The sequence below is a fragment of the Agrobacterium vacciniicorymbosi genome (genome assembly GCF_040427045.1).
Taxonomy (GTDB): domain Bacteria; phylum Pseudomonadota; class Alphaproteobacteria; order Rhizobiales; family Rhizobiaceae; genus Agrobacterium.
Genome location: NZ_JBETMF010000011.1, coordinates 136729 through 157669 on the forward strand (window position 1 = coordinate 136729; position 20941 = coordinate 157669).

A 20941-nucleotide genomic window follows, 5' to 3' on the forward strand; every position below is an offset into this window, starting at 1 on the left:
CGAAATCAAGAAGGGCGATATCGCCTTACAGTTACATAAGCGATGAGGAATATGCTCTGCATCGAGCTTCGGCGACCGACCCTGAACAACCACATTTTCCATAGTGCTGGTGAATGCAGCGACCGATCAGGCAAAGTCCAGCAGCGGCTCCGTCGTTCAGCCTATGAACGCCAATCGTGATGCCAGCCAGCAGGTCACCGACTTTCGCAACCAAATCAATGTAGGCGTGAATACGATCCTTGCCAGCTTCGTTGATGGTGCCGCGATCAAGCCTGCACTTGACTACGCGAAGAGCAAGGACGTACCGGTCGTCATGTTGACGACAAGCTGGCCGCCGATGACGTGTAAGCAGTCGTGCGTGCTGACAATCTGACAATGAGCGCGCGTTGCCGAAGCACTTCGCGCGACAATGCCTGACAAAAACGCGACCGTACTCCACATCACGGGCGGATTGACCGCTAACGACGGCCACGCTCGCAAGAACGGCTTCGACGAAGCGTTCAACAAGGTTTCGACCGGTAAGGTGGTCAAACACGTACGAATGAGACAGAAAGCCTTGGTTTAAGAAAAAGCTGTTGCCATGATAGCGATGAAGGTCTGTGCCGCAGATGCTGATGAATGCAGTCCTCACGACGATTTCGCCGGTCCAGCGCTGGGAGCGTCTAGGTTTCGTGTCTCCAGCTCCGATTACCAACAACCTGCAGAGCCAACATCACAGTTTCTGCATTCACGGTGGAACCCTCCATTTGCGCGTTAGTGTAGGAAGTTACTCTGTCTCGCAGCTAAGGAAAGAAATCCTCTAGCAAAACACTTTTCCAACGAGTGGGAATATGGGCAAGACCAATCCGTTTCGGCCGCCTATACCACCGAATTACCAGCCGATGCGCCGTCATTCGGACGAAACGTGAATGTGACCAACGCTTTCGCTTCCTTAATGTTTTTACCCGACAATGCTCAATCTAAATCGGGAGAAGACTTTGAAGTATCCAAAAGCCATAGAAGATCAGTTGGCGGAAGTGACCAAAATCATTGGAAACTGGCCGGCAGACGCGGATGTGACCGCGGAAGCTGTGATCAATTGGATACTCCAATTTGACGAGCCCGACTTCGATCTCGCTTTGCGTGTCATTAGAAATTTGAACGTCATCGGCCAAAAAGACATAGACCGTGGCCTTCGCGTGGCGTTCTCCAAGCTCTCACGAAAGGCAATCGAAAAAGGCGCACGGATCACCAGCCGAAACACCCTCTTTGCTGCGATGGGCGACGTCGGCAAGAGCGGAGCGATGATCAGTTATCACTTCAGAATGAATGCTGAAGTGTCCGAGGAAAATTTCCTGAGCCCAGACACCATCGACTACATCAGACAAGGCAAGATTGAGAACATAGTCTTGATAGACGACATTATTGGGACAGGCCATCAGGCTACCAAGGAAATTAATTCGGTCGCGACGGAGCTTATTCCGTTGGGCGTGAAGAACATTTTTGTATTAACGGTATGCGGCATGCGAGAAGCTATCGTTGAAATTGAAGAAAACACAAAGGCATTTACATTTTCAGCCTTTGAATACAGCGCCATAGATACCGCATCATCATTGGATTCTTCATTTTATGCCGACGTTCCGCACGATTCTCGGTCAACTCTCCTTGAACGTCTGACAAGTTACGGGAAAGTTTGCTACCCCAGGTGGCCGCTTGGGTACGGTAAAATAGCAGGTCTCATAGTCTTTCCCTACAACACGCCTAACACCACGCTTCCCGTTTTATGGAGCGATAACAACGAGTGGATACCACTTTTCAGGCGAGTTAAGCGGCTCAATGGAATTGCCTCCTACGAAAAGCAATTTAAAAAGGCTACCGATCAAAAGGCCAACGATCAGAAGACGAAGCAGAACGAGTTCACACCGCCGGAACTTGACTACACGCTGACGTTGTTCGTCGAGGGGAAGCGTGATGAGCAATTCTTCGACTTTTTTGTCTCCCGCGTCGATCTAGCCAAAGCGGTGGGCGTGCCACAAATTGAAGTCGTCAGCTTGGGCTCTAACGTGCTATCCACGCGGTTGGTGAAGAATTTGGTCGACACCAACAAGCATGCGGTATTCGTCGTGGACGATGATTATCCCGGCGCAGCAAAGATGCATGCTCGTGTTGAAGACATCGCGAAAATGCTCAAACTGACGCCAAACTTTTTGGCTTTGGTGGACCTACAGAGAGTTGCACGAGAATTTCCGAAGCTAGGAATTGAAGAATTTAACTTAGCCGAAGGCAGCGAAGTATATCGTAGGCTCGAGCAAACTATCTTTCGTGGGGGTACCGGAGACCGTGTAAACCCGCTTTTGAGGACGTTGGTCGAAAATTGCTTGGATCATCAAGCTGTCAACGAATTCATAGATGAGCTAAGAGCCAAGATCGAAGCGTAAATTCGCATAGTCAAGGGAGGCCCGGCAAACTAGCCGGACCCTCAGGTCTTCAACAGATCACACTCGCTCCAACGCCACAGCGATTCCCTGCCCGACGCCAATGCACATGGAAGCTAGCGCATAGCGACCGCCATTTAGTGAAAGCTCAAGTGCGGCAGTGCCGGCAATGCGCGCGCCAAACATACCCAACGGGTGTCCAAGAGCAATCGAGCCTACGTTCGGGTTGATGTGCTCCGCGTCCTCGGCGAGGCCGAGTTCGCGGAGCACGGCGATGACGTAACGAGGTTTTGCATGGAAGCGCAATGGAACATCGACCGAGACGGTTATCCAACGCGTGAGGAATCGCTCAAGTAAAATGAACTCGCCAAGAAGCTTTGGGAGACACAAAACGACTATCGCCGCTTATGACGACCTCCTACGCACCGGGCATCAGCGTCTTTTATAAACGAATACGCAAGTTCGTTCGGAGTTTCACGCAGATGCCAACACTTCATCATTGATTTTTCTTTCATGGGCATTGAACCTTGGCCCGAAGCAGGCACGCCGAAGAAGCAGTCAATTCAGATACCATGGGTGAATAGAATGGCATGGTGCGGCAACGGCTTCCGAGATAAGCAGCATTGCACGCGAGGAGCTGATTTCTGTACTTGGAAGCGATCAGCCTTTTTGTGCTTGAAGCCGTAAAAGGATGAGGTCGTGAACACAGGCATTCGGCGAGGCGATGGATATACAGCAACTGAGCAGGCTCTTGCGGAATTCGCAGATCAATCTTTCTTGCGTCTTTGGTCATATCCCAACACTTTTAACGATCGCACGAAAAGCTCAAGCGGGAGCGGCCAGGAAATTGCTGATCTTTTGGTGGTGTTTGGTCCGCACGTTTTAATCTTTAGCGACAAAAATATTTCCTGGCAGGAAGGTAAACCGATCGGCTTGGCGTGGAGCCGATGGTACAAGCGCGCGGTCGATTCTTCGATTGCACAGTTGGTGGGAGCTGAGCGGTGGATCGATAAACATCCGGATCGCATCTTTCTGGATAAAATGTGCGAACAGCGACTTCCTATCGCTCTCCCACAGAAAGAAAAACGCATCACTCATCTGATAGCAGTCGCGAATGGAGCGAACACTGCTAGCCGAAAATTTTTCGGACATGCGCGCGGCACATTCATACTACAGCCCTCGTTGAAAGGTGCGGACCATACTAATATTCAGCGCCCAGATTTCCGACCGTTCACGTTGGGCGACACAAATGCGGACGGAACATTCGTACATGTATTCGATCAAGCATCACTTGAACTTCTGATGCGAGAGATGAACACGGTTACCGACTTTACAAACTATCTTGATGCGCGGGCTAAATTCTTCCGATCGGGTCAGCTGGCGATAGCCGCGGGCGAGGATGACCTGATCGCAACGTACATGATGAACCTTTTTGCAGATGGGAAAGCCGCGTTCATCCCAAGAAAACTGAGGATCAAAGCGAGGCGGAGAGCTGTCGTTATTCCCGAAGGCCAGTATGAGACTTACGTTTCATCGCCTCTATATCAGAATTTCATGCTTGCAACTGAATTGTCGCGCCTCTGGGATCGCACAATCGAAATGATATCAGACGATGTTCTCCAAGGAACGTCGATTGAGCTTTTGGGGCATGCTCCGTCCACAGACCTAGCAGAGAGGGGCCTACGCGTTATGGCCGCTGAAAACCGAACGAACCGAATGCATCTTGCACACTCCTTGTCGTCAGCTCTTGAGCGGGCCGTGGATGAAGGGTTCGCGCGTTTCATCCGCCGAGCTATGATCGCAAGGAGCCGAGGAGAACGGAAGGTGGGCTACATTTTCCTTAGCGTGCCGCAGGACAAGAGTCTGGGCACACAAGAAGAGTACCGCGAATATAGAGGTAGAATGCTGGAGACCTATTGCTTGGCATTTTTGTCCGAGCAGCCACAGCTCGAAACGGTGGTAGGTATCGCCCTTGAAGTCTATCGAAGAAATGGAGAGATTCATTCGAAGTCAGAGGATTTGCTGGTGATAGACGCTCCTGATTGGACACCAGAGCTAAAAGAAAGTCTGGCAATCAACAAAGAAGCATTCGGCCTTGCTGACCCAAAGGATTTGGAAGGCGGATACAAACGTGGTCGTCGTATAAAAAGCCCATTCCGTGTTGTTCGTCAAAAGCGCCGTCTGTAAGTGCAGTCCATGCTCCGACTGGATGTTTCGGACGACGGCAGACATGGTTCACTTCTGACTTGGCGGCCCAGTCAATCCCGAGCAGACCATCATCTTTGGTCAAATACGTAGGTCACACGAAGAGACCTGGAAAGTGCGGTCAGCAATTCAGATCGGAACGACCGCTTAGGGCCACCTGCTGCCTTGGCAGCTTTGCGCCAGAAGGAGACATTCCCAATGAACAGGCATTCGGGTGATATGGGTCGTTTGCCGCCGTCATGTCCTACAGGCCAATGGCTCAAAAAACTGGCATTGGTGTCGCTGTGGAACACAGTTCACCATGAGTCGAAACTTCAAGTAGCTTGCTTTGGAAGTGCAAGGAGTGCGGCCAATAAGGACGTAACCAGCCCGAGAATGAACGCTGTAATTTCGTAAAGCGGCGGCAAGAACAGGCCGTTGAACAAGAACACCACCGTACCGCCTGACAAAGATACGAGAAACAAATGCTTTGCGCATCGCCTCAATTTTAAAGTTGCGTAGACGACCGCCAGCATGAGAGACGGTGCTCCGAAAAAAACCAACGCACACAGAGAGACCCAAAGGGTTACTCCTATGTAGGTTGGAAGCCAATAGTACCATTCAAAGGTTCCGATGAACTTTGGCAGATCGAGAAAAAGTAGGACTGCGCTGATAAATGGCGCAGGAATGATGGGGCACAATGTGAAGCGAACAATAACTTTTATCGTCGGGTAATTCATAAAATTTTCGCTGCCGAGGCTGTGAGGTGAACCACACCGGATTCGCCGGATATCGTTTAAGTTATGCGGGCAAGGCTGGTGCGTCCAGCTCATCGTATACTGCTCCTCGGCTTCTCTGGACCGAAACGGGTCTGGCAGGATCGCGCCAACAGTGGACATTGTATTCCATTGGAAAGATTTAGGATAACGTTGTGCTGGTCCTCGCCATCACGAGGTCGATGAGCGTGAGGAGGCTGGACAGTGACTTTTTCGGAAAGTTATCTAGGGAAACTGCGAGCAAAGGTTGGGTCAGGGACAATTCTTGTTCCGGGAGCGCGTGTGGTCGTAACACGTGAAGACGGGCACGTGCTTATGCAGCACAGAAGTGACTTTGACGTTTGGGGAATTCCAGGTGGAAACGCTGAAGAAGGCGAAGACCTTGAGTCTATCGCTATTAGAGAAACGTTAGAGGAAACAGGCATTCGGATTTGGAATCTCCTTCCTTTCGGCTTTGGTAGCGATCCTGCGTTCGAGACAGTCACCTTCCCTAACGGCGACGTCTGCCAGTTCTTTGCCATGATGTTCTACACGTCTCACTATGAGGGCATACCTATCGTAGCGGACGACGAATCCAAAGCGGTAGAGTGGATAGACCCTAGCAACTTGCCTGTCATGCTTCCCAACATGCGTCGAAGTATTGAGGCCTTCTAGGAATTTGAACGTACCCGCGTTTTTCAGATGATCTAGTGCTCTCGAAGACCGGTTTGGGCCAAAAGCGGACTTTAGGCGTTCGTCGCCGCAAGTGGTTCACGGCATCAGAAGCAGTTCGGCTCTGCTATTGGATGCCAACCCGACGCTCCGGCTACGCGGTCGCCAAGACGCGTCTCAGCTCGCTGGTCACGTAAGTCGACAGTCCCGACGTCTGCGGGTTGATGCACGCGAGAAATTTCCAGGCGGCCCTCAGATCATATCCCCCTTGATCGTCAGACCCGCAAGGCGGTTTGAAGTATGCCGAGAGAGACCAAAGCCAATAAGTTGGATCATCGTCGGCGACGCCGCTCCAAGCTCAAGGGCAGGCTTTGGAGCCTGCCCTGAGTGTATCAGCCGGCGGCCTGGACGAATGCCAGGAGGTCTGAGTTGATGATGTCGGCGTGGGTCGTGCACATGCCGTGCGGGTAGCCGTCGTAGATCTTGAGGGTTCCGTTCTTCAGCAGCTTGATGGCGAGCTTGGCGGAATCATCAATCGGAACGATTTGGTCGTCAGAACCGTGAAGGATGAGCGTTGGAACGGTGATTGACTTGAGGTCTTCAGTGAAATCCGTCTCGGAGAACGCCTTGATGCTGTCGTAGTGCGCCTTCGCGCCACCGACCATGGCCTGTCGCCACCAGTTCTGGATGACGCCCTGGGAAACCTTGGCGTCCGGCCGGTTGAATCCGTAGAAGGGGCCGGAAGGGATGTCGAGGAAGAATTGGGCACGGTTATCGACCAGGCTCTTGCGGAAATCGTCGAACACCTCGATCGGCAGTCCGCCGGGGTTGGCCGAGGTCTTGACCATGATCGGCGGAACCGCCCCGACGAGAACGAGCTTGGCGACACGGCCCTTGCCGTGCTTGGCGACGTACCGCGCGGCTTCACCACCACCCGTCGAGTGGCCGATGTGGACCGCGTTGCGGAGATCAAGATGTTCTGCGACGACTGCGGCGTCCGACGCGTAGTGGTCCATGTCGTGACCCTCGGCGACCTGGCTCGAGCGGCCGTGGCCGCGCCTGTCATGGGCGACGACGCGGAAGCCCTTTTCCAGAAAGAACATCATCTGGGCATCCCAGTCGTCACTGCTCAGCGGCCATCCGTGATGGAACACGATCGGCTGACCGTGGCCCCAGTCCTTGTAGAAGATTTCCGCGCCGTCTTTCGTTTTCACAAAGCCCATATCTTGTTTCCTTTCAGGGGTTTTCTGCGTGCTTGCGGCCACCGCAAAATTGGGGACTACGGTTGCGACGCTCGCTCCAAGGCCCAGCGCCAACACCTCGCGTCTCAAGGGGCCCTTGCCCCGTGAGAAATCTCTCTCCGTCATTTGTCTCTCCGTGATCTGGTATTGACGAGCCTTGGCCCGCTCGCCTCGACGGGCAGAGCCAAACTCAGCGCGTAGAAAGTGACGCAGGATCGGGAGCCACGGGAGTTATACATTCGTATGCCGTGGCCCGTAGCAGGAAACGAAAGCTATTCGGCGTCAGGCGGAAAGTGACGCGTGACACTCCCCGTTTGAAAGTCGCCCAGTTTCGTGGGCTTCATCAGTCCTTGACGGATACTCCCGTATATCTTCCTAGCTGCCCGCTCCCGCCTTAGCGTCCGTTCGTCGACGAATTCCCGTTCGACGAAACCCAAAGTAGGGAGTGATAAGATGCAACCCCGTTTCGATATCAACGCTGTCGAGCCCGAAAGCTTCAAAGCGATTATGGGACTTGAGATGTACGTCCAGAAATCCGGCATCGACAAACGCTATCTCGATCTCGTGAAAATCCGCACGTCACAGATCAACGGCTGCGCCTATTGCGTGGACATGCATACCAAGGAAGCGAGGAAAGCCGGGTTCTCGGACCAATGGATTGCCCTGATCGCGGTCTGGAAGGAATCCGCTCTCTATGACGAGAAGGAACGCGCGGTGTTGAACTGGGCGGAAAGCTTGACGAATGTATCAGTTACGGGCGTTCCCGACGCCGACTACGAGCAGCTCAGAAAGTATTTCGGCGAAGCGGAAACCGCCAAGCTGACGACCGCCATCAGCACAATTAACGTTTGGAACCGGATGGCGCTCGCCTTGCGTCTGCAGCATCCGATCGACCATCGGACGGTCCCGGCAGCGGCTTGACGTCAATCCACTATCCAAAGGCATGGTGGCGTAGCGAAGCCGAGTGCGGAGTGAACACCATGCCGGAGTGTGCTACAGGCCGAATAGGCTGCGTATTTTCCCCGATAGGGTGATCGAGGTGCTGTTTTCCATTCCCGGCTGGTCGAGGAGATGCTTTTCCTTTTCAAGCCGATGGGCAAGAACGGACCCGAGCTCCTCGGCAATTTCTGGGCGTTGCCCGAGAAACGGAGCAAGGGCATCTTTCTTGATTTCGTATGCTGTGACCGGGGTCAATGAACGGATTTCACCAGCCTCAAGCGACCCCATCAAGACACCCCGTTCTCCGAAAAAGTCTCCGGGGGAAAGTCTCGTGAGTTCCGTGTGGCGGCCGTTTTCCTCTCTCTCGACGATAACGACACCCTTCTGGATGAGCAGGAGCGAAGTCAACGAGGTTCCCTGCCGGGCGATCACGGCTCCCTTCGGGAAGGCGACCTGCTTCATCGCAGCACCCAAGGACGCTCGCTCGTCTTCTCTAAGCGAATGGAACAGTGGAATGGATGAAAGACAGTCGATCGCACCAGGCCCACGCGAAACTTTTTCCGAGTAGGGGAGCGGCCCCGTCCATTGTCTTGACGAGCTCAGTACCAAGTTCGCGGAGCGCGCGTGACGATAGACCAGATCGTATATCTCGTTACGAGCGTCGGAGACCTTACTGACGTCCCTCACCCGGCTGACAATATCTATCGTGACGCCGTCGCCTTCCAGGGCGGTGATCGCCACGCTCGGAGACGGCGAGCGGACAATGTTCGTGCACCCGAGTAGCGCCGTTTTCATAGTTTCACCGATCACTTCGGGTCTTTCCGTCGGCTGAAAGCGAACGGTCACCACAATGCCGTGGCTCTCGTCCGGGCTGCTGAAGTTCGTCAGTCTCGCTTTCGCCAGAATGCTGTTCGGCAGGATCACTATGTCGTTCGTGCCGTTGAGCAGATGAGTCGAGCGCCAGTTCGTTTCGATCACCCTTCCTTGGAGATTGTCGTCCAGAACGATCCAATCACCCACCACGTATGGGCGGTTGAGGTTTAGGGCGATGCCGCTGAATACGTCGTTGAGGGTACTCTGTAGCGCGAGGCCGAGTACGATTGCGAAGACGCCGGACGTGGCGATCAATGTTCCCACAGGAACGTTGAAGACATATGCGACGATGGACAAGGCGGTGCCGATGTAGATGACGCCGGAGAGTAGGTCTCTGACCAGTCTGCCTTCACGAGGCCGTCGGTTGAAAACAAGGAATTTCCGGACCACCGTCACGAGGAGGAGCGAGATGCTTATCCACCATGCCGCCTTGGCGATCGCCACACTCACCGCGTCTATGCCTCCGACGGCTCCGGGCCTGTAGGGCTCGATACCTCTCGAAAAAAACAGGCCTGAGAGGGCGACGAAAACGACGGCGTCAAGGGTGAGCTTCGCCTTCGTCTGGTGGCGCAGCAGAACTCTCAGCGGGACCGAGACCGCTAGAAGTAGACCGACCTGGATTACGAACTCCGACAACATCGGCATGATGGTTGTTCCCGCAGATGTCGTCGGGGATAGAGCCGCGACCGATGGTGGATTTGTGCAATCTGACCGCGTCACCCGGCGTGGGTGTCACGGTCGGGTCAGGCAACGGGATCTAGGCGGCCCTGGCTGAATTCGCCCATTGCTCGATACCAGTGGAGCCGAGGCGCGCCTGGCCAACGGGGACGAGCGAGTTTTCCTCCAACGCGCTGCCGAAATAACCCGCGCTGGAATCAGGAGTGACTTTGCGGGAATCGCCGATGAACCGGAGGTATCTACCGATGATGTCGCACATCCGGCCTTTTTCGGGTCCGGCGACATCCATGATACCGTTGGCGGGCGCTTTGCCGACGGTGTCAACGAGGAGGCCTGCCAAGTCATTCGCGGCGATCGGCTGGAAGTTCGCTGTCGAAAGGCGCGCCTCGCCGTCTGTCGTTCCTGCATCCGCGATCGTTGCCATGAATTCCATGAACTGGGTCGCGCGGACGATGGTGTAGGGAACGCCGGAATTTTCGATCAAAGCCTCCTGTGCTGCCTTAGCGAGGAAGTAACCGTTTCCCGGAAGACCATCGGTACCAACGATGGAAAGTAGCACGTGGTGCTGCACTCCGGCCTTCTTCTCGGCAGCGAGCAGGTTTCTTGTCGACGTCTTGAAGAAATCCAAGACTTCGCCCGGATCGAAAGAAGGCGCGTTCGTGACGTCCAAGACGACATTGGCCCCCTGCAGTGCGGCGTCCAGTCCCTCGCCTGTACGGCTGTTTACGCCGGTGCTTGGTGATGCGACAACGACTTCGAGACGCCGCGCCGACATTAAGCTAGCGACCTTGGTGCCAATAAGGCCCGTGCCGCCTACAACTACAATTTTCATCTTCATTCTCCTTAAACTTTTTGGCCTTTCGAGGGGGCTCCAGCTGCAGCCTGCCCGCAGTTCGCCTACAGAAAATCGCGCCGCACCCTACTGCCAGCAAGATATACGTTTGGATGCCGCGCGGCCGGTTGCTGGGTCCGGGCTCTCTGCCTGAGCCGTTACGGATGAGAGTGCTGGCTGGCTGGAACGTCGTCGGGCCCGCCGGGGCCGTGCGGATGTTCCACGCTGTAGCTATGTGTCGTCCTCGGAATATCGGCGGCGGGCAGCTGTCCATCCATGCCGTAGAAAGCGACGTGTAATCCCCAGTAGGCCGTGCAGAAAACGACGAGAGCGGTCGAGAGGCCTATGGGGATATTCACGAGACGCCGCTTGAGCGCCGTCATTAGATCGACACCCGTACGGTGATCGGCCGCAACCGCGATGAGGATTGCCATAATCAGGCCGTGCCCGATGAGATCGACCCGGCCGAAAGGCCATACGGCGGCCGTGAAGATGATGAGGAGGGCGATAGCCGACAGCCTCCGTATCAGTGGCGTCCATAGAAGGCCGAACCCGAGAGTAAACTCCGTGACGCCTGCCATCGGTATGAACACGTCCCTCGGCATTCCGAAAGTGAGAAACGGCTTTTCGACGACGAGGGGGTAGAACCAGCTCGGGAACGCGAACTTCTCGAGGCTCGACCACATAAGGGCGATCGCCAGTCCCCAGCGGAGCGCCTCGAAACGGCGTCCCCTCAATTCCTCGTTCTTGAGCGGCTCGAGGAGCAGGTATCCCGCCACGCCGAGGCCGAGCGCGAGATAGTCGAAAAGATGGAATAGCTCGTAGTCTCTCAGTGCGAATATCCAAAGGGCTATTATACCGAGCCCGGCGATCGGCATTGTCAACCGCGAAAATATGCAGCAGGCAATCACGAGCTGAAGCCAGGAAACCCATTCGGCTGGTGTTTTTAGGTCGGGCGTCAGATACACACCGCCGACGGCAAAGATCGCGACGAAAAACGCCGCGATGATCGAACGGATGTAGTCGTCCTGGCGTGCCCAGAGCGGGTCGGTCGCCCAATTGAGCGCTCCGATGGCTTTTGCACCGACGGAGCTGACCTCCACCAGGCGTGTCAAGATAAAGAACACCAGGACAAGACATATGCCGACCCAGAACCAGGTGTCCTGTAGGGTGTTCTCGATCGGCGCTGGCGGCGCGCCCACGATATACGGGGCGAACCACTTGACGTGGGCTTCGGCCGACAGGGGCAGGAACACGATGATGGCAGCTGTGGGCCACACCCACAGCATCGGTTGAATACGGCTTTGCATGGAAGTCGCCTTTTCGGAATGGCAGTTTGATGGATCGATCAGGCGGCGAGAAGCTCGTCCGCCGGGCCGAAGAATTCGTAGTGAACACGCTCTCCCGGCACACCTGCTCTCACCAGAGCGGGAACCAAAGCCCGAAGGAACGGCTTGGGTCCGCAAAGGTAAAACTCGGAGGTTTCGAAGGGTGTCGCGGAGCGCAGCCAGTCGACGGTGATGAACCCATCATAGTCATGGGAGAGCCCGACAGCGTCTTGGGTGGACGGCTCGCTGTAGAAGGTTTTCACATTCACCCGGGGACGGGCAGCAGCGAGGGTCCTGACATGTTTGTCCATCGCATGGGTAGCGCTGTTCAACGCGCCATGGATGAAGTGTGTTTCCAGGTCCGGATAGTCGCGAGTGATCGCCTCGAGCATGCTGACCATGGGTGTTAGCCCTACCCCGCCGGACAACAATATGACCGGAGCCTTTGGTTCTTCTGGGAGGAAGAAGTCCCCTGCCGGAGGTGTGGCGTCGATGACCGAACCGATATCTGTGTGGTCATGCAGGTAGATCGAGCCGCCCTGTCCGAAGGTCTCGCGCTTCACCGAGATACGATAGAATTCGTCGTTCGGACCGCATGAGATGGAGTAGTTCCGCTTGGCGACCGTTCCGTTCTCCAGAGGCAGCCGTAAGGTCAGGTATTGGCCGGGCCTGTGCCGGATGACCCGACCGCCGTCGGACGGCTTCAGCACGAAGGACGTGACGACGTCGCTTTCCTTGGTCTTCGACACGACCGTGAAATTCCGCCACCCGTTCCAGCCGCCGTTCCGGTTCTCGATATCGGATCGCAGATCGCTTTCGCGGCCCTTGAGGATATCGGCAAGAAACCAGTAAGCCTCACCCCAGGCGGTCAGAATGGCAGGAGTTGCCGCATCTCCGAGAATGTCCTTGATCGCCGCCAGCAGGGCTTCGGCAACGTAGGGATAATGCTCCGGCAGGATGTGGTAGCCGATATGCTTGTGTGCGATACGCTCGACGACCGGACCAAGCACGCTGAGGTTCTCGATGTTACGGGCGTAGCCGAGGATCGCTGCGGCCAACGCGTGAACCTGTGAACCGCCCTCGCCCTGGTTGGCGTGGTTGAACAGGTTCCGGATGTGCTCATCCTTGAAAAGCCGCGCGTACATGGCTTTGGTGATGTCGCTACCATGGGCCTCAAGGGCCGGAACACTCGCCTTAACGAGTTCTATGGTTTCTGCGGACAGCTGACGTGGCATGATCTCAATTCCTTCTTGGGTCAGTTGTGATAGGTGCCGAGCGGGTAGCGGTCGTAAAACTCGACGCGCAGTCTCACCGCGCCCACCAGCTCTAGGCTGTGGCTTGTTTCGGGAGGGATGACACCCGGTATGCCGGGTTCGAGGAGGCGTGGCTCGGAAACACCGGGCTCGAGGTAATGGACCGCGCCCTCTTCGACACGAACGACGCCCCATGTCCCGGACTTGAGAGCGTGATCGACGAGAAGCGCGCGCGGCAAGCTTTGCTCGTCGAAAAGAGCCGAGATTTTGTAGGGCGTGGGCGCGAGCGGCGTCGGCTCGTCCGTCACCGATGCGGGAAGCTCCTCGCCGCAGATAATGACCGAAAAACGAGAAGCGATCCTTTTAGCCCTCGCCTGCATCGAGAACGCTATTTCCGGCGCAACGAGCTCGTCGGTCGTCTCGCGCCAGATCTCCAGCCACTTGATGAACATGGACGGCCGGAACTTTTCAGCATGGACAAGATGCATCGATAACGGATTGCCCTTGTAGCGCCCAGTAGTGAGCATCAGCGACGACCAGAATTCCGAGAGCCTCGCCAGATGTTCGTCCCAGTCCTCAACCACCGCGAAAACCGGACCAAGGTCCTCGTCTACCCTTACGCGGTCGTAGAATCTCGCCACAATCCGCGAGATGTCCGTTTCAGTGAGCTCTACCGACATTGCTAACTCCAAAAGGTGCATCTGAGATACACCTATTTCATCTTGCGAAAAGGTGCTATTGAAATGCACTTTAACGCCACGGGCATTTTGACGCAGGATTTTATGAGGCTAACCAAATACACGGACTACGGTATCCGGGTCTTGATACACCTTGGTACATCAGACGGAGAGCTTGGCTCGATCCGCGAGATCGCACGCACATTCGATATTTCCCAAGACCACCTCAAGAAGGTGGTCCAAGACCTGTCAGCCGCAGGTTTCGTTGAAGCCGTGAGAGGAAGAAATGGAGGTATCAGGTTAGCCCGCCAGCCAGACGAGATAAATCTCGGCTCTGTGCTCCGCCATACCGAGAGACTTGATGAGCTCGTTGTATGCGCAGGATGCCCCGCGTCGTCCGCCTGCGGCTTGCCTCCAATACTAGCGGAGGCCTCGGCCGCTTTTGCCGCCGTGTTCGATAAGTACACGGTTGGCGACCTAGTCAGGCGGAGACCGGAGCTTCGAGTCCTTCTGGGATCAGCATAGCCTCAGGTGTGGACCTGACCGTGAAGCTCATCCGAGCACCCACGTCAGTATTTTCGGCCCAAATCCTTCCACCGTGGGAGGTCACGATTGTCTCGCAAATTGAAAGCCCCATACCCATGCCGCTCTGTTTTGTCGTGAAAAACGGCATGAAGATACGTTCGATGTCTTTGAAACCGCCTCCGGTGTCTGAGATCTCTATGACTGCCCCAAGGGTCGACGAACGAGTCTTTACAGTTATCAGGCGTTCTCGCCCCGTCATTCCCACCATCGCCTCGGTGGCATTATGCAGGAGGTTTACGAGTACCTGCTGTATTTGAACGGCGTCAATGAACATCAGACCGAGTGACTTTTCCAGCCTCAACTCTAGGCGGATGCCATTCGATGCAAATTCCTCCGACATAATGTCCTTCACACCTTGGATGAGCGCATTGATATCGGTTTTCTCCCGGCCTTCTGACTTATGCTGGAACAGCGCCCGTATGCGTTTCACCACTTCAGTGGCGATATTTGCGTCACGGACGACACAATCGGCGCTGTGTTTGGCGCGCTGCTTATTCGGCGGTTCCATTTCAAGCCAACGTCTACACGCATCCGCGCTCATTATGACTGCCGCCAGAGGTTGGCTAAGTTCATGAGCGATTGAGGCGGAAAGCTCTGCCATACCCGCATAACGGGACGCCTTGGCAAGTTTTTCCTGAGAGACCCTTAGTGATTCTTGAGCGACAAACTCGTTTTCGATATCAACCTGCAAGCCATACCATTGAATGATTTTGCCACTACTGTCTCGCAGCGGTTCCATTCGCGCCTCAAGCCAGCGCCAGCTGCCATCAGAGCGCCGTTGACGGAACCGCCTGAACCAAGGCTCTCCCGAGCGGAAGCTTTCTCGGATCGTCGTCTCCACGTCTCCCCTATCATTCGGGTGAATAGTCGCGTGGATGATCGACGTCAGAGCATCACCGTCGCGCCCGGCGATCTGATCGACGGTTATACCGGACCACTCCTCAAGTTGCCGACTGAAATAGGTGGGTTGTCCATCAGGCGATGACACCCACAGTAATCCAGGCATCGTTTCGATAATGAGCGCGAGACGTGCTTCACGTTCGGCTATCGCGATCTGGGCAGATACCTCATCGTCGATGTCCTGCGCGACGCCAAGCCATCGTTCGACGGTGCCATCGTCGCCGGTTAACGCGTTCGCTTCGCCTTTCGTCCAACGGTATCTTCCGTCGGCACGTACTTGTCTATACCTCTGTTTGAAGCGAGGTCCGCCAGACAGGGCAGCTTTTAGGCCCGATGTAACTTGCTCGAGGTCATCAGGATGAATAACTCGCGCTAACGCGCCCTCGAGCGAGGACTGCTCTATAGTATGTGAAATGGTAAATCCGACCTGAGCTTTTAGCGCCTCATTAAAGTAAGTTGGATTTCCGAGCGTATCGGCAGCCCAAATTGGGACCGGAACCGCGTCGATGAACTTTTGCAGGGCGCGCTCCCGCGCTTTAGACGCCTCAGCCTCCAGTATCGCTTCGTGGATATCTACACAAGTACCGAGCCAGAAGACGATCTCACCTTCTGCATTGATCTGCGGTCTTGCAGTAGTCCGAATCCACCTGAACTTTCCGGTACTGGTCCGAACTCGATGTGCAACGTTATAGACGTCACCATTACCAACGGCTAACAACCACGCCTCTTCGAGGTCACGGTAGTCGTCTCCATGAACCAATTCGCTCCAAGAAAACTTGCCTTCAACATCTCGTGCTCCGACCTTCGAATTTGGAAATCCGGTGTACGCCTCCAAGGACATACTCTGGCAAATTAGATTTCCGTTCGGCCACGCCGCCCAGCCAAGTCCGGGGATCACGTCCACGAGCTCTTTTATCGCTTCAACCGAGATCCTACCTGAGATCACCCGAGCTTCCCACAGACGCGAATTAGACAGTTCAACGACACTTCCGTGTCAAATCGACAAACAGCGAAGTGCGTGTCGTATCTGGAGCGAACTTATATCCGGTATGCCTTAAACAGGGTAAGGCCGCAAGACTAGGTAGTTGCTCTCGCGGCCTTTAGTCATTATGTTTATCAACGCGAACGCCGCTCAGACGAATTTCAAGTCGATAAAATAGACGCCCACGCTGTCACTTGGGACGACAGCACAATGAATTGATGCAGATGCGCGTTATCAGACACCCCTAGCAATGAATTCATTTAAAGTTGTCTGGCAAATCCGCACACTGCCGTCCGGGACAAGAGTATCAGCCTCCAGACGAGATCCAAAATAAAGCGCGTCCGGGTCTGCTCTGACGACCCTGTCGTCGCCCTTCGCCTTGAGATAGCGAGATACAACTTCATTCATCGGGGCGCGTTCCGGACCGGCGATTTGAACAGTGCGATTGGTTGGTCCTTCCGTAAGGATTTCGCATAGCGCATCTACCAGATCGGACGCGGCAACCACTTGAACATTCGCAGTGGGAATATGGGTTTCGCCGTCGCTGCCACAATGGTCGGCAATGGTACCAAGATACTCCATAAACTGGGTGGCCCTGACGATGGTGAATGGCACTCCTGATCCTTCGACCATGTTCTCCTGCGCTATCTTTCCTTTCGTGTAGGCATTGTCTGGAAGTTTGTGTATCCCGACGATTGACAGCAAAACGTGATGGCGTACATGGGCTTCTTTCTCCGCGAAAATCTGATTTGAGGTGGATTTGTTGAAAAAGTCCAGGATGCCCTGTGGGTCGAAGGTCGGTGAGTTGGTTACGTCGAGCACGGCGTGCGCCCCCACCATCGCCTCATCAAGCCCCTCCCCGGTAACGCTATCAATGCCGTTACTCGGTGAGGCCGCAATGGCCTCATGCCCGGCCGCAGTTAGTTTCGAGACGACTTTTGAACCGATGAACCCGGTTCCGCCCATTATAACGAATTTCATTTACTGGCTCCCTAACCTGGTCCATCGCAACAGCATACTTAGACAGCACTGATAGACCGATTTTGAGTTTCTCGGCGGATTGCGCTGCGATTGCACCACACCTCACCGGTCGGCTTGCGTTCATCCAGTCGACTTATTTTTTGTCTGGAGTGGTCAATTCAATCTCTTTCGTATCGACGACGAAGACGGCCAAAAGCTTGGCTGGTTTTGTTTCGCTTCCATTAGCGCTGACGCCGTGATGGTCGCCGGGATTTTCGATGAAATTCTCTCCAGCTTTGTAGGTCTTTTCTGGGCCGTTGCCCACCTTGCTCCTGATCTCGCCTTCTAGAACAGTCGCGTAGATGAAGGCGCTCTTGGCATGTGTGTGGGCGGGCGAGTATCCGCCTGGGCCGTACTCGACCAATACTCCGCGCATGCTCTTGCCTGGCACATTTGGCAGTTCGTGGTTGAAGACCAGCGTAACCTTCGCATTCTTCGACCCGTCCGCCGCACTTACGGGATAGATGCTCGCCAATGCGAAAAGTGCTGTGAAGGCTGTCTTTTTAAACATGGATATCTCCTCGGGACTTTGAACCGCATGCCGCGGCACCTCAGTGAGAATAGAGGGCCATCCATGCACATTGGAGATATACAAAAGTTTGTGTGAAGGTCGCGGTAGCCTTTGTACAGAACTTAATACAACGCAACGATACAGGTACACTGTTCCGCGTGCCTGACTTCGGGAAGGGACATGCGCGAGCAGAAGCTCTAAGAGATCGCTATTTCCTGTTGGGTGCTACGAACCAACGCAGGCTAATTTTACGGTGACGCAAACGCCTGGCGGATCTGTATTGAGAGAGCGCCGCGGAGCCAACGTCCGGAGAGTTCAGCGGGTCGCTCGAAGGTATGCGAGGAAGGCACGCATCCCTGCCCCGATGTGGCGGTGGCGCGGATAGTAGAGACAAAGCCCCGGATAGGGCGGGGTCCAATCAGCGAGCACCTGGCGGAGCGATCCGTCCCGCAGGCTTTCGCTGGCCATCCACCGCGTAACATAGGCCAGGCCATATCCTTCACGCGCCGCCGCAAGGAGAAGCCGCGAATGATCTACAACCAGATTGCCCGAGGTCTCGACGGCGAGTGTCTCGCCCCGTCTCTGGAATTCCCAGCGATAGATAGAACCGCCCGACATACGCATTTGGACACACTTGTGAAGCGCGACATCGGAGGGCCGCGCTAGCTCGGGCGCATTGTCGAGATAGCCGGGAGACGCAACCACGATGTGCTGCTGATCCGGGCCGATCGGGATCGCGACCATTTCGTCGGGCACAAGCTCCGCGAGCCTGATTCCGCAGTCGAATCCGCCTTCGGCGATATCGACCAATCTCGTATCGCACACGATCTCGAAGCGCATGGCTGGCTGGGTCGCCATGAACTTCGTCAGGAGCGGCATGAGCACCTGCTCGGCCGCGTTTGCATCGGAGTTGATCCGCAGGAGTCCAGCGGGCGCGGCATTCGTGTCTTCGATTTCCTCGACCGCCAACCCTATCTCGCTAATCGCAGGCAAGAGCCTTGAGGCGAACCTGCGACCGGCGTCAGTGAGGGATACATTGCGAGTGGATCGGTGGAAGAGCTTCACCTTGAGACGCTTCTCGAGCCCTGCCACGGCGTGGCTCAGTGCGGAAGCGCTCTGATCGAGCGTCCTGGCTGCAGCCCTGAAACCACCGTGCTCGGCGACAGCAAGAAAGGCGGCCAGTTCGCCCGGTGGAAGCGAACTGACTGTACGGAATATCTCATCACTGCGTACATCTCTGACCATCTAGTTCACGAATGCCACGGGTGTATCTCTACGACAAGCCATCAATTCAAAGGAGAATGACTATGAGCGCATATATCCCGTTCGGGTTCGCTTCGACCGCAAGCGAAGTGCTGGAGGGTGTAGACCTTTCCGAGCAAAACATCATTGTCACCGGAGGTGCGGGCGGCATCGGTCTCGAAACCACAAGGGCCCTTGCGGCCGCCGGCGCTTCCGTGACGATCGCCGCCCGTCGTCCGGACGATGCCCGCGCCGTTGCCGACAGGATCGCGTCGGAGATCACAAAGGGGAGTGTGAGCGTTCGTCAGCTCGATGTCGCGGACTTGTCGTCCGTGCGCGCGTTCGTAGACGGTTGGGATAGCAAGCTCGACGTCCTGGTGAACAACGCTGGCGTCATGGCCATCCCCGAGCTGCAGCGCACGCCCGAAGGGCGCGAGATGCAGTTCGCGACCAACTACTTGGGACACTTCGCTCTCGCCCTCGGCCTGCGCCCTTATCTGGCGAAAGCGAACGGAGCGCGCGTGATCTCGGTCGCATCTGTTGGTAGCCTGTTCGCACCCGTTTTCTGGGACGATCCGGACTTCCGCTTCATTCCGTACGATCCCCTGCTCGGCTATGGCCAGTCGAAGACAGCTTGCATACTAATGTCCGTGGGGATCACACGGAAATGGGCAAGCGATGGCATTACTTCGAACGCCCTAAATCCGGGAGCGATCGCGACCAATCTGCAAAAACATACGGGCGGTCTCCGCACTCCGGAACACCTGCGCAAGACTTCGGAACAGGGAGCGTCGACCACGGTGCTTCTGGCCGCCTCGCCTCTCGTCGAAGGCCGATCCGGCGAATACTATGACGACTGCCAGAAAGCTCCGGTCGTCCGAGAGCGCGGCAACGGTCCGTTCAAGGGGGTCGCGCACTACGCGATCGACGAGGACAACGCCGAACGACTTTGGGGCATGGCAGAAACCATGCTGGGCGTGAAGAAATGAGCGGCAAGCTGAACGTGGGCTTCATCGGCATCGGCGACCAGGGCGCGCCGATGGCGGTCGCCATCTCCGAAAAATTCAACCTGCACGTCTGGGCGAGACGAGCTTCCTCCTACGAGAGTCTGGAGGGCAGTTCCTTCACTCGGCATGGATCGGCGGTCGAACTGGCGAAGGCGGTGGACGTGCTCTGCGTCTGCATACGGTCCGACCACGACCTGCGTGGATTGCTGCAAGGGGGAGTGCTTGACGCCCTGTCCTCCGGCGCGATCCTTATAAACCATGCCACCGGGGACCCAAGTGAAGCGAGGGCCTTCGAGGAAACCTGCAAAGCAAAGGATATCCGCTTCGTTGATGCTCCGGTCAGCGGAGGACGGCCCGGAGCAGTCGCCAGGACGCTCACCTGCTTCGTGGGAGCGGATGCCGCCACTCTCGAAAAGTGCGGCGAAATCCTTTCCACCCACAGCACGCACGTCGTTCACATGGGTGGACCGGGAACCGGGCAGGCCAGCAAGCTCTGCAACAACGCTCTCACCGTCTCGAACCTGCGCAACGTCGTTGAGGTTTTTTCGATCGCCGACGCGTTTGGCGTGTCCCCAGCAAGCCTGCAGAAGGCTTTCTCCCACAGCAGCGGCGGAAGCTTCATCCTTGACGCTCTCGGCACAAAGGTGACACCGCAGATCGCGGCCCACATCGCGAAGCTCAACCGCACCGACGTCGAAGAGTTTGCAGCGGCGGCGAAAAAGCTAGGGCTGGATGTCTCCGCCATCGAGGCTTGGGCTCTCGGAGGCGCTGCTGGCCTAGAACGTGTGGTCGCTAGACTTTCCGCACAAAGCTGAAGACCGACTACATTTATCTAAAGCAAAACACCC

At 55.7% G+C, this 20941-nt stretch carries 19 protein-coding genes and 1 pseudogene; 8 read left to right on the forward strand and 12 right to left on the reverse strand.

The annotated features are described in order from the left end of the window. Positions 1-109: 109 nt before the first annotated feature. A complete protein-coding gene (locus tag ABUK73_RS17630) occupies positions 110-373 on the forward strand; it encodes a substrate-binding domain-containing protein (RefSeq protein WP_353578416.1) in 264 nt (87 codons plus the stop codon). Positions 374-977: 604 nt separating this feature from the next. Beyond that, on the forward strand, positions 978-2417 hold the full coding sequence (locus ABUK73_RS17635; RefSeq protein ID WP_353578417.1) for a phosphoribosyltransferase-like protein: 1440 nt from the start codon (positions 978-980) through the stop codon (positions 2415-2417). A gap of 57 nt (positions 2418-2474) precedes the next feature. Here ABUK73_RS17635 and ABUK73_RS17640 read toward each other — a convergent pair. Next, a pseudogene (locus ABUK73_RS17640) lies at positions 2475-2690 on the reverse strand (3-oxoadipyl-CoA thiolase); the annotation flags it as partial. 423 nt (positions 2691-3113) lie between these two features. On the opposite strand from ABUK73_RS17640, the gene ABUK73_RS17645 reads away from it, so the two are divergent. Continuing rightward, the gene (locus ABUK73_RS17645; RefSeq protein WP_353578418.1) at positions 3114-4601 is read left to right on the forward strand and encodes a hypothetical protein; all 1488 of its coding nucleotides are present in this window, start codon (positions 3114-3116) and stop codon (positions 4599-4601) included. A 332-nt stretch (positions 4602-4933) separates the two neighbouring features. On the opposite strand, the gene ABUK73_RS17650 is transcribed toward ABUK73_RS17645, so the two are convergent. Next, positions 4934-5431, reverse strand: a complete 498-nt coding sequence (locus ABUK73_RS17650) for a hypothetical protein (protein ID WP_353578419.1) — start codon at positions 5429-5431, stop codon at positions 4934-4936. Positions 5432-5578: 147 nt separating this feature from the next. Between ABUK73_RS17650 and ABUK73_RS17655 the strand changes: the two genes are divergently transcribed. Further along, positions 5579-6028: an NUDIX domain-containing protein gene (locus ABUK73_RS17655; protein WP_353578420.1), complete on the forward strand. Its 450-nt coding sequence runs from the start codon at positions 5579-5581 to the stop codon at positions 6026-6028. Positions 6029-6417: 389 nt separating this feature from the next. Here the strand turns inward: ABUK73_RS17655 and ABUK73_RS17660 are convergent, their stop codons facing one another. Further along, positions 6418-7248, reverse strand: a complete 831-nt coding sequence (locus ABUK73_RS17660; RefSeq protein WP_353578474.1) for an alpha/beta fold hydrolase — start codon at positions 7246-7248, stop codon at positions 6418-6420. Between the two features lie 471 nt (positions 7249-7719). Between ABUK73_RS17660 and ABUK73_RS17665 the strand changes: the two genes are divergently transcribed. After that, the gene (locus ABUK73_RS17665) at positions 7720-8187 is read left to right on the forward strand and encodes a carboxymuconolactone decarboxylase family protein (protein WP_353578421.1); all 468 of its coding nucleotides are present in this window, start codon (positions 7720-7722) and stop codon (positions 8185-8187) included. 72 nt (positions 8188-8259) lie between these two features. Here ABUK73_RS17665 and ABUK73_RS17670 read toward each other — a convergent pair whose 3' ends face one another. The 5 genes from ABUK73_RS17670 to ABUK73_RS17690 form a co-directional block, all read right to left on the reverse strand. Continuing rightward, on the reverse strand, positions 8260-9723 hold the full coding sequence (locus ABUK73_RS17670) for a mechanosensitive ion channel family protein (RefSeq protein WP_353578422.1): 1464 nt from the start codon (positions 9721-9723) through the stop codon (positions 8260-8262). Between the two features lie 112 nt (positions 9724-9835). Then, positions 9836-10588 (reverse strand): SDR family oxidoreductase, encoded by a 753-nt coding sequence (locus tag ABUK73_RS17675; RefSeq protein WP_353578423.1) that lies wholly within the window; start codon positions 10586-10588, stop codon positions 9836-9838. A gap of 158 nt (positions 10589-10746) precedes the next feature. Continuing rightward, entirely contained in the window at positions 10747-11898 is a 1152-nt protein-coding gene (locus ABUK73_RS17680) for a hypothetical protein (RefSeq protein WP_353578424.1), read from the reverse strand. Positions 11899-11936: 38 nt separating this feature from the next. Next, on the reverse strand, positions 11937-13151 hold the full coding sequence (gene hmpA, locus ABUK73_RS17685) for an NO-inducible flavohemoprotein (RefSeq protein ID WP_353578425.1): 1215 nt from the start codon (positions 13149-13151) through the stop codon (positions 11937-11939). Between the two features lie 20 nt (positions 13152-13171). Beyond that, entirely contained in the window at positions 13172-13849 is a 678-nt protein-coding gene (locus tag ABUK73_RS17690) for a DUF1971 domain-containing protein (protein ID WP_353578426.1), read from the reverse strand. 63 nt (positions 13850-13912) lie between these two features. Here ABUK73_RS17690 and ABUK73_RS17695 point away from each other — a divergent pair, with 63 nt between their 5' ends. After that, on the forward strand, positions 13913-14371 hold the full coding sequence (locus tag ABUK73_RS17695; RefSeq protein ID WP_353578427.1) for an Rrf2 family transcriptional regulator: 459 nt from the start codon (positions 13913-13915) through the stop codon (positions 14369-14371). Here the strand turns inward: ABUK73_RS17695 and ABUK73_RS17700 are convergent. The 4 genes from ABUK73_RS17700 to ABUK73_RS17715 all read right to left on the reverse strand — a co-directional run bounded on the left by ABUK73_RS17700 (position 14328) and on the right by ABUK73_RS17715 (position 19089). Continuing rightward, positions 14328-16277 (reverse strand): PAS domain-containing protein, encoded by a 1950-nt coding sequence (locus tag ABUK73_RS17700; RefSeq protein WP_353578428.1) that lies wholly within the window; start codon positions 16275-16277, stop codon positions 14328-14330. The genes ABUK73_RS17695 and ABUK73_RS17700 overlap by 44 nt on opposite strands. 270 nt (positions 16278-16547) lie before the next feature. Further along, positions 16548-17294 carry an SDR family oxidoreductase gene (locus ABUK73_RS17705; RefSeq protein WP_353578429.1) on the reverse strand — a complete coding sequence of 249 codons (747 nt, stop codon included), beginning with the start codon at positions 17292-17294 and terminating at the stop codon, positions 16548-16550. 133 nt (positions 17295-17427) lie between these two features. Beyond that, positions 17428-17844: a cupin domain-containing protein gene (locus ABUK73_RS17710; RefSeq protein ID WP_353578430.1), complete on the reverse strand. Its 417-nt coding sequence runs from the start codon at positions 17842-17844 to the stop codon at positions 17428-17430. A 315-nt stretch (positions 17845-18159) separates the two neighbouring features. Beyond that, positions 18160-19089, reverse strand: a complete 930-nt coding sequence (locus ABUK73_RS17715; RefSeq protein ID WP_353578431.1) for a LysR family transcriptional regulator — start codon at positions 19087-19089, stop codon at positions 18160-18162. A gap of 62 nt (positions 19090-19151) precedes the next feature. On the opposite strand from ABUK73_RS17715, the gene ABUK73_RS17720 reads away from it, so the two are divergent. Continuing rightward, the gene (locus ABUK73_RS17720) at positions 19152-20075 is read left to right on the forward strand and encodes an SDR family NAD(P)-dependent oxidoreductase (protein WP_353578432.1); all 924 of its coding nucleotides are present in this window, start codon (positions 19152-19154) and stop codon (positions 20073-20075) included. Next, positions 20072-20908: an NAD(P)-dependent oxidoreductase gene (locus tag ABUK73_RS17725; RefSeq protein ID WP_353578433.1), complete on the forward strand. Its 837-nt coding sequence runs from the start codon at positions 20072-20074 to the stop codon at positions 20906-20908. The genes ABUK73_RS17720 and ABUK73_RS17725 overlap by 4 nt, the downstream gene beginning before the upstream one ends. Positions 20909-20941 lie beyond the last annotated feature (33 nt).

What these genes read in the sequence shown, in the direction of transcription:
- ABUK73_RS17670 (WP_353578422.1), bottom strand. Translation starts at nt 9,723, where the DNA reads ATGCCGATGTTGTCGGAGTTCGTAATCCAGGTCGGTCTACTTCTAGCG.
- ABUK73_RS17695 (WP_353578427.1), top strand. Translation starts at nt 13,913, where the DNA reads ATGCACTTTAACGCCACGGGCATTTTGACGCAGGATTTTATGAGGCTA.
- ABUK73_RS17690 (WP_353578426.1), bottom strand. Translation starts at nt 13,849, where the DNA reads ATGTCGGTAGAGCTCACTGAAACGGACATCTCGCGGATTGTGGCGAGA.
- ABUK73_RS17715 (WP_353578431.1), bottom strand. Translation starts at nt 19,089, where the DNA reads ATGGTCAGAGATGTACGCAGTGATGAGATATTCCGTACAGTCAGTTCG.
- ABUK73_RS17650 (WP_353578419.1), bottom strand. Translation starts at nt 5,431, where the DNA reads ATGAGCTGGACGCACCAGCCTTGCCCGCATAACTTAAACGATATCCGG.
- ABUK73_RS17675 (WP_353578423.1), bottom strand. Translation starts at nt 10,588, where the DNA reads ATGAAAATTGTAGTTGTAGGCGGCACGGGCCTTATTGGCACCAAGGTC.
- ABUK73_RS17710 (WP_353578430.1), bottom strand. Translation starts at nt 17,844, where the DNA reads ATGTTTAAAAAGACAGCCTTCACAGCACTTTTCGCATTGGCGAGCATC.
- ABUK73_RS17705 (WP_353578429.1), bottom strand. Translation starts at nt 17,294, where the DNA reads ATGAAATTCGTTATAATGGGCGGAACCGGGTTCATCGGTTCAAAAGTC.
- ABUK73_RS17680 (WP_353578424.1), bottom strand. Translation starts at nt 11,898, where the DNA reads ATGCAAAGCCGTATTCAACCGATGCTGTGGGTGTGGCCCACAGCTGCC.
- ABUK73_RS17660 (WP_353578474.1), bottom strand. Translation starts at nt 7,248, where the DNA reads ATGGGCTTTGTGAAAACGAAAGACGGCGCGGAAATCTTCTACAAGGAC.
- ABUK73_RS17665 (WP_353578421.1), top strand. Translation starts at nt 7,720, where the DNA reads ATGCAACCCCGTTTCGATATCAACGCTGTCGAGCCCGAAAGCTTCAAA.
- hmpA (WP_353578425.1), bottom strand. Translation starts at nt 13,151, where the DNA reads ATGCCACGTCAGCTGTCCGCAGAAACCATAGAACTCGTTAAGGCGAGT.
- ABUK73_RS17720 (WP_353578432.1), top strand. Translation starts at nt 19,152, where the DNA reads ATGAGCGCATATATCCCGTTCGGGTTCGCTTCGACCGCAAGCGAAGTG.
- ABUK73_RS17725 (WP_353578433.1), top strand. Translation starts at nt 20,072, where the DNA reads ATGAGCGGCAAGCTGAACGTGGGCTTCATCGGCATCGGCGACCAGGGC.